We start from the raw sequence: 6,074 nt of genomic DNA, 5'->3' as shown, positions 1-6,074 counted from the left end.
TCCGGGAGGCATCCATATAAGTCTGTGTGGTGGAGCTGGGCCAGTCGGATGAAGGCAGAAAGCGGGACGGCTATACGCTCCTTTTTTGATAGCTACTTACGACCGTCATTACTGGATAAAGCCACGATTTAGTTGATAACTGCCGATTGACGCTGTGGCTTGGCGGTCGTTGCCTGGATCCTTAGGCCTCGGCCCCTACAGCTCGCCCTCGGGTCTTTTTATCGCACCATGGATATATTTTTACAAAGAGTTGTTGACACTACCTTCTGCTTTGGTAATAATCGTGAGCTTCGCTACAAAAACGAAGAATTCTGCCCAGCGGAAGCATTGCAAGTGGTTTGCGATGTGGACGACGGGCCCAAGACTGACTGGTTGATGGTTTGCATAAAAAGCAAGCGACCCTCTGGTGCAAGTTGGGACTAAATTTAAATGATTCAAACGCAATCCAAACTCGATGTTGCTGACAACACGGGTGCCAAATCCGTGATGTGCATCAAAGTGCTGGGCGGATCCAAGCGCCGGTACGCCAGCGTTGGTGACCTCATCAAGGTGAGCATTAAAGAAGCCGCTCCGCGTGGCCGCGTCAAAAAAGGCGAGGTTTACAGTGCTGTGGTCGTTCGCACCGCCAAAGGCATTCGCCGTAGCGATGGCTCGCTCGTCAAATTCGATGGCAATGCGGCAGTGTTGCTTAATGCCAAGCTGGAACCTATTGGTACCCGCATCTTCGGACCAGTGACGCGTGAATTGCGCACTGAAAAGTTCATGAAGATCGTGTCTTTGGCTCCTGAAGTTCTGTAAGGACACGCCATGAATAAGATTCGCAAAGGCGACGAAGTCGTCGTGATCGCGGGGCGCGACAAAGGTAAGCGCGGCAAGATATCACTGCGCAAAGACGACAGCTATGTGCTGGTGGATGGGATTAACCTGGTGAAGAAACACACCAAGCCCAATCCGCTCAAGGGCACCACGGGTGGCATTGTTGAAAAAAGCATGCCGATTCACCAGTCCAATGTGGCCATCTTCAATGCTGCAACGAGCAAGGCGGATCGTGTGGGTATCAAGTTGTTGGCTGACGGCAAAAAAGTGCGCGTCTTCAAGTCCAGCGGCGACGAAATTAAGGCTGCATAAACATGGCACGCTTACAAGATCAATACCGCGAAAAAATCGCACCTAGCCTGATTGAAAAATTCGGCTACACCTCGCCCATGCAGGTGCCGCGCATTACCAAAATCACGCTCAACATGGGTGTGAGCGAGGCGGTTGCAGACAAGAAGGTCATGGACAGCGCGGTTGGCGACATGACCAAGATTGCCGGTCAGAAGCCTGTTGTGACCAAGGCCAGGAAGGCTATCGCCGGTTTCAAAATCCGTGAAGATCTGCCCATTGGCTGCATGGTGACGCTGCGCGGCGTGAAGATGTATGAGTTCCTCGATCGTTTTGTGACCGTGGCCCTGCCGCGCGTTCGTGACTTCCGCGGTATTTCCGGTCGTGCCTTTGATGGTCGCGGCAACTACAACATCGGCGTTAAAGAGCAGATCATTTTCCCTGAAATTGAGTACGACAAGGTCGACGCCCTGCGCGGCCTCAATATCAGCATTACCACAACGGCCAAGACCGATGAAGAGTGCAAAGCGCTCCTCACCGCCTTCCGTTTTCCGTTCAAAAACTGAGGCGGGACATGGCAAAACAAGCTTTACTGCAACGTGAACTGAAGCGCGATAAACTCGTGGCCAAGTTCGCCAAAAAACACGCTGAACTCAAGGCAACGTCCAACGACGCCAAGCGCTCCGATGAAGAGCGCGCACTGGCCCGTCTTGAGTTGCAAAAGTTGCCCCGCAACGCCAATCCGACTCGCCAGCGCAACCGTTGCGCGATCACGGGTCGCCCGCGCGGTACGTTCCGTCAATTCGGCTTGGCCCGCGCCAAGATTCGCGAATTGGCTTTTGCTGGTGATATCCCTGGTATCACCAAGGCAAGCTGGTAAGCAATAGGAGAACCGCAAATGAGTATGAGTGATCCTATCGCCGACATGCTGACGCGCATTCGCAATGCACAAATGGTTGAAAAAGCTGTTGTGCAGGTGCCGTCTTCAAAAGTCAAGATTGCCATTGCGCAGGTTTTGAAAGATGAGGGCTATATTGATGGCTTCTCTGTCAAGCCTAACGACGGCAAGCCCCAATTGGAAATCGCCCTGAAGTATTACGCAGGTCGCCCCGTGATTGAGCGCATTGAGCGCGTCAGCCGCCCGGGTCTGCGTGTGTACAAAGGTCATGGCGCCATTCCGCAGGTCATGAATGGCCTTGGTGTGGCAATTGTCACGACGCCTCAGGGTGTCATGACGGATCGCAAAGCGCGCGCTACCGGTATCGGTGGTGAAGTGCTGTGCTACGTGGCCTAACGGCGGCATTGAGGAGAAACTGAAATGTCTCGTGTAGGAAAAATGCCGGTTGCCATACCTCAGGGTGTGGACGTGGCAATCAAAGACGACCAGATTAATGTCAAGGGCGCCCTGGGCGCTCTGGCGCTGACGCAAAACGCACTTGTCACCGTCAAGAATGATGCCGGCAAGCTGACTTTTGCGCCTGCCAACGACTCGCGTGAAGCCAATGCCATGAGTGGCACCATGCGTCAGCTCGTGAACAACATGGTGACCGGTGTGACCAAGGGGTTTGAGAAAAAGCTCAACCTGGTCGGCGTGGGTTTCAAGGCTCAGGCGCAAGGTGCCAAGCTGAATTTGACGGTCGGTTACTCCCATCCTGTGGTGCTGGACATGCCGGCGGGTATCAAGGTCGAAACACCTACGCCCACCGAAGTGGTGATCAAGGGTTCGGACCGTCAGCGTGTGGGTCAGATTGCCGCTGAAGTGCGCGCGGTCCGTCCTCCCGAGCCCTACAAGGGTAAGGGCATCCGTTATTCGGATGAAAAAATCACGATTAAAGAAACCAAGAAGAAATAAGGAGCTGCATCATGTTGACCAAAAAAGAGCAGCGTCTTCGTCGTTCACGTCAGACTCGCATCCGCATCGCTACGCAAGGTGTTGCCCGTTTGACCGTGAATCGCACCAATCTGCATATTTACGCCAGTGTTATTTCTGGCGATGGCACCAAAGTCCTGGCCGCCGCATCCACCGCAGAAGTGGAAATGCGCAAGGAAATTGGCGCCTCGGGTAAGGGTGGAAACGTTGCTGCTGCGCAGGCCGTTGGCAAGCGCATTGCCGAAAAGGCAAAAGCAGCAGGTGTGGAAAAAGTGGCGTTTGATCGCGCCGGTTTTGCGTACCATGGCCGCGTCAAAGCGCTGGCTGATGCGGCTCGCGAAGCTGGCTTGCAGTTCTAAGCAGACTGGAATTAAGTATGGCTAAGTTTCAAGCAAAATCACAAAACGACGCTCCAGACGACGGTCTGAAGGAAAAGATGATCGCGATCAACCGCGTGACCAAAGTGGTGAAGGGTGGCCGTATTCTCGGTTTCGCTGCACTGACAGTGGTTGGCGATGGTGATGGCAGCGTTGGCATGGGCAAGGGCAAGTCAAAAGAAGTGCCTGCAGCCGTACAAAAGGCCATGGAAGAAGCGCGCCGCAACATGACCAAGGTGTCGTTGAAGAATGGTACGCTCCACCACAATGTATTTGGCCACCACGGCGCAGCAAACGTCATGATGGCGCCGGCCCCGAAGGGAACTGGCATCATTGCTGGCGGCCCTATGCGCGCTGTCTTCGAAGTAATGGGTATTACCGACATCGTGGCCAAGAGCCATGGTTCGAGCAACCCTTACAACATGGTGCGCGCCACAATGGATGCGCTTAAAAACTCCACGACGGTCTCCGAAATTGCGGCCAAGCGTGGCAAATCAGTCGAAGAAATCTTCGGCTAAGGTGGGCATTGAAATGACCAAAGAAACCAAAGTAAAAGTCCAGCTGGTTCGCAGTCCGATTGGCACACAGGAATCACACCGCGCTACTGTGCGCGGTCTGGGTCTGCGTGGCATCAACAGCATCAGCGAATTGCAGGACACGCCCGCAGTGCGCGGCATGATCAACAAGATCAGTTATCTGGTCAAGGTTATCTGAGCGGAGACTCAACATGGAATTGAACGGAATCAAGCCTAGCCAAGGCGCAAAACATGCCAAGCGACGCGTCGGTCGCGGTATTGGTTCAGGCTTGGGTAAAACAGCCGGCCGTGGTCACAAGGGACAAAAGTCCCGTGCAGGCGGGTACCATAAAGTAGGCTTCGAAGGCGGTCAAATGCCTATGCAGCGTCGCTTGCCCAAGCGTGGTTTCAAGTCGCATCTGCTCAAGTTTAATGCCGAGATCACTCTCGCGGCACTGGAGCAGCTTGACTTGGCTGAAGTAGATATTCTGACGCTGAAGCAGTCTGGCCTAGTGGGTCAGCTAGCCAAGAATGTCAAGGTCATTAAGTCTGGGACTCTGTCCAAGGCAGTCAAGCTGAACGGCATTTCTGCTACGGCAGGTGCCAAGGCCATTATTGAAGCCGCTGGCGGCTCCGTCGCTTAATACTTGACTGGACCAAGCAGTGGCAACCAACTCGGCTCAAATTGCAAAAACCGGCAAGTACGGTGACCTGCGCAACAGGCTTGTGTTTTTGCTGCTGGCGCTGGTGGTTTACCGTGTCGGTGCGCACATTCCGGTTCCGGGCATCGATCCTAGCCACCTGAAAGAGCTGTTCAAGGGCCAGCAGGGCGGCATATTGAATTTGTTCAATATGTTCTCCGGTGGTGCCTTGTCGAGATTCACGGTATTTGCCTTGGGTATCATGCCCTACATCTCGGCCTCCATCATCATGCAGTTGCTCACTTATGTTGTTCCAACATTTGAGCAGATGAAAAAAGAAGGTGAAAGCGGCCGTCGCAAGATCACGCAGTACACGCGCTACGGAACGCTGGCCCTGGCCTTGTTCCAGTCCATCGGTATTGCTGTAGCGCTTGAAAGTTCTCCGGGCCTGGTGTTGGTGCCTGGTTTTGGTTTCAGGATGACGGCGGTGTTCAGCCTGACAGCCGGTACGATGTTTTTGATGTGGCTGGGTGAGCAGATTACCGAGCGCGGTTTGGGTAACGGCATCTCGATTCTGATTTTTGCAGGTATTGCTGCAGGGTTGCCAAATGCAATGGGTGGGCTGCTTGAGCTGGTGCGTACCGGCGCCATGAGCATCCTCATCGCCATCGTAGTCGTCGCTGTCGTAGCGCTGGTGACATACTTTGTGGTATTTGTTGAGCGGGGGCAGCGCAAAATTCTTGTGAATTACGCTCGTCGCCAGGTGGGGAACAAGGTGTATGGTGGGCAGTCTTCGCACTTGCCGCTGAAGCTGAACATGGCAGGTGTGATTCCTCCCATCTTCGCATCGTCCATTATTTTGTTGCCGGCTACGGTGGTTGGCTGGTTTAGTACGGGTGAAAGCATGCGTTGGCTGAAAGACATCGCCAGCACGCTGACACCGGGTCAGCCTATTTATGTGATGCTTTATGCAAGTGCGATCGTGTTTTTCTGCTTCTTTTACACTGCGCTGGTATTTAACAGCCGTGAAACGGCAGACAACCTGAAAAAGAGCGGGGCGTTCATTCCGGGAATACGTCCCGGCGACCAGACGGCGCGGTATATCGACAAGATTCTGGTGCGGTTGACGCTGGCCGGTGCGATTTACATCACCTTCGTGTGCTTGTTACCTGAGTTTTTGATTTTGAAATACAACGTGCCGTTTTATTTTGGCGGTACATCCTTGCTGATTATTGTGGTGGTCACCATGGATTTCATGGCACAAGTACAGAATTACATGATGTCGCAACAGTATGAGTCGTTGCTGAAGAAGGCGAATTTCAAGACGTGACTGAGTGGTTGATGGAATGTCTAAAGACGATGTGATTCAGATGCAGGGTGAGGTCTTAGAAAACCTTCCCAATGCGTCTTTCAGGGTAAAGCTGGAAAATGGACATATTGTACTGGGGCACATCTCGGGGAAAATGCGCATGCATTACATTCGCATTCTTCCTGGCGACAAGGTGACGGTTGAATTAACACCTTACGATTTATCGCGTGCACGAATTGTTTTCCGTGCCAAGTAAGC

12 protein-coding genes are annotated in these 6,074 nt (G+C 53.2%); all 12 read left to right on the top strand.

Features of this window, described 5'->3' with window-relative positions:
* Positions 1 to 429 precede the first annotated feature (429 nt).
* Genes rplN through infA form a run of 12 tightly spaced genes read left to right on the top strand, consistent with a single transcriptional unit; the run spans position 430 to position 6,072 of the window.
* Positions 430 to 798 (top strand): 50S ribosomal protein L14, encoded by a 369-nt coding sequence (gene rplN, locus B3F77_RS09970; protein WP_293604805.1) that lies wholly within the window; start codon positions 430 to 432, stop codon positions 796 to 798.
* 9 nt (positions 799 to 807) lie between these two features.
* On the top strand, positions 808 to 1,128 hold the full coding sequence (gene rplX, locus B3F77_RS09965) for a 50S ribosomal protein L24 (RefSeq protein ID WP_293604804.1): 321 nt from the start codon (positions 808 to 810) through the stop codon (positions 1,126 to 1,128).
* A gap of 2 nt (positions 1,129 to 1,130) precedes the next feature.
* Positions 1,131 to 1,670 (top strand): 50S ribosomal protein L5, encoded by a 540-nt coding sequence (rplE, locus tag B3F77_RS09960; protein ID WP_293604803.1) that lies wholly within the window; start codon positions 1,131 to 1,133, stop codon positions 1,668 to 1,670.
* Between the two features lie 8 nt (positions 1,671 to 1,678).
* The gene (gene rpsN, locus B3F77_RS09955) at positions 1,679 to 1,984 is read left to right on the top strand and encodes a 30S ribosomal protein S14 (protein ID WP_077592484.1); all 306 of its coding nucleotides are present in this window, start codon (positions 1,679 to 1,681) and stop codon (positions 1,982 to 1,984) included.
* 18 nt (positions 1,985 to 2,002) lie between these two features.
* Positions 2,003 to 2,398, top strand: a complete 396-nt coding sequence (rpsH, locus tag B3F77_RS09950; RefSeq protein WP_293604802.1) for a 30S ribosomal protein S8 — start codon at positions 2,003 to 2,005, stop codon at positions 2,396 to 2,398.
* Between the two features lie 24 nt (positions 2,399 to 2,422).
* Positions 2,423 to 2,956 (top strand): 50S ribosomal protein L6, encoded by a 534-nt coding sequence (gene rplF / locus B3F77_RS09945; protein ID WP_293604801.1) that lies wholly within the window; start codon positions 2,423 to 2,425, stop codon positions 2,954 to 2,956.
* Positions 2,957 to 2,967: 11 nt separating this feature from the next.
* Positions 2,968 to 3,333, top strand: coding sequence for a 50S ribosomal protein L18 (rplR, locus tag B3F77_RS09940; RefSeq protein ID WP_293604800.1), 366 nt, complete (start codon positions 2,968 to 2,970; stop codon positions 3,331 to 3,333).
* A 17-nt stretch (positions 3,334 to 3,350) separates the two neighbouring features.
* Positions 3,351 to 3,869, top strand: coding sequence for a 30S ribosomal protein S5 (gene rpsE / locus B3F77_RS09935; RefSeq protein ID WP_293604799.1), 519 nt, complete (start codon positions 3,351 to 3,353; stop codon positions 3,867 to 3,869).
* A gap of 13 nt (positions 3,870 to 3,882) precedes the next feature.
* The gene (rpmD, locus tag B3F77_RS09930; protein ID WP_293604798.1) at positions 3,883 to 4,065 is read left to right on the top strand and encodes a 50S ribosomal protein L30; all 183 of its coding nucleotides are present in this window, start codon (positions 3,883 to 3,885) and stop codon (positions 4,063 to 4,065) included.
* Positions 4,066 to 4,078: 13 nt separating this feature from the next.
* Positions 4,079 to 4,510 carry a 50S ribosomal protein L15 gene (gene rplO / locus B3F77_RS09925; protein ID WP_293604797.1) on the top strand — a complete coding sequence of 144 codons (432 nt, stop codon included), beginning with the start codon at positions 4,079 to 4,081 and terminating at the stop codon, positions 4,508 to 4,510.
* A gap of 19 nt (positions 4,511 to 4,529) precedes the next feature.
* Complete coding sequence (gene secY / locus B3F77_RS09920; RefSeq protein ID WP_293604796.1) at positions 4,530 to 5,837, top strand: preprotein translocase subunit SecY; 1,308 nt, start codon at positions 4,530 to 4,532, stop codon at positions 5,835 to 5,837.
* A 16-nt stretch (positions 5,838 to 5,853) separates the two neighbouring features.
* Positions 5,854 to 6,072, top strand: coding sequence for a translation initiation factor IF-1 (infA, locus tag B3F77_RS09915; protein ID WP_293604795.1), 219 nt, complete (start codon positions 5,854 to 5,856; stop codon positions 6,070 to 6,072).
* Positions 6,073 to 6,074 lie beyond the last annotated feature (2 nt).

Source organism: Polaromonas sp. UBA4122, assembly GCA_002381615.1.
In the GTDB taxonomy this organism is placed as follows: Bacteria; Pseudomonadota; Gammaproteobacteria; order Burkholderiales; family Burkholderiaceae_C; genus Polaromonas.
The sequence above is the reverse complement of the archived record's forward strand: the minus strand, read 5'-3'. Positions and strand labels throughout refer to the sequence as shown.